The organism is Vibrio sp. YT-17 (assembly GCF_033337375.1).
In the GTDB taxonomy this organism is placed as follows: domain Bacteria; phylum Pseudomonadota; class Gammaproteobacteria; order Enterobacterales; family Vibrionaceae; genus Vibrio; species Vibrio alginolyticus.
In genome coordinates, this window is record NZ_JAWOQP010000186.1 from 1 (window position 1) to 1,074 (window position 1,074).

Sequence of the window (1,074 nt, forward strand, 5' to 3'; positions counted from 1 at the left end):
ATGATCGGATTTATGAATGGTTTAGTGGACAGCATGATCAAAAATGCGATTGCTTGGCAAACCAGCCATTTGCAGATTCATCAAAGTGCTTATCTCGTTAATCCTGAACTGAAAGACACCATACCTGACTCGCAAAGCATCGTGACAACATTAGACAAGCATCAAAGCGTGAAAGCCGTATCGGAGCGGTTTCTCGCCGATGGCATGATAGCTTCTGCTCGCAGTTCTCGCGGTATTCGTATTAATGGTATTCATCTTGAACAAGAGCAGAAGATAACGCCGCTTTCTGAGCATATCATCGATGGTTATTGGTTGGATGAAGAGGGCCGGAATCCCATTCTTGTATCGCAAAAGACGGCGAAAAGATTGAAGCTACGGGTCGGTTCAAAAGTCATTCTGACGCTTTCCGATATCAATGGGGATGTCTCTGGCGCTGCGTTTAGAGTGAAAGGCATCTTCAAAACACCGTCCACGACCTTTGATGACGGCAACGTGTACGTCCGTAAAGCTGACCTAGAGAAAATTGCAGGGATAGCGGGGGCGCATGAAATCGCCATTTTGCTCAACGCCAATGATGACGACGTGTTGCAAAATATCGTGTCGTTTACCCGAACCTTGACCGACGATGGTTCAGGAAAGCCGTTAACGGTAAGAACATGGCTAGAAATTCAACCCCTGCTTTCAACTATGATGAGCTCGATGGATATCTCCAACCAAGTCATGCTGGTGGTGTTCGTGTTGGCTATGACGCTTGGCATCATCAATATCATGCTAATGTCGGTGTTTGAACGAACCAGAGAATTCGGCGTGCTGATGGCGGTGGGCATGCAGCAACACAAAATTCGTATTTTGATCACGTTGGAAACCATGTTCCTTGGTTTGACGGGATGTGCTTTAGGGTTATTTGGCAGCGCTGCCATGATAAAGCTGCTCAGTGTGACGGGATTGTCGCTTGGAGGGCTGGCCGATGGTTTAGGTGCATACGGCGTCGATACTCTGCTTTATCCCCGTGTTTCGTTTTACGAATATCAAATGATCATTGTGGCGATTTTTATGGCCAGTCTGTTTGCGGCT

Annotated in this window: 1 protein-coding gene; it reads left to right on the plus strand. The window is 47.0% G+C overall.

Annotation, left to right across the window (positions count from 1 at the left end; genetic code table 11):
- On the plus strand, window positions 1–1,074 hold a 1,074-nt coding region (locus R7F67_RS24845; RefSeq protein WP_318057533.1), incomplete at both ends, for an ABC transporter permease.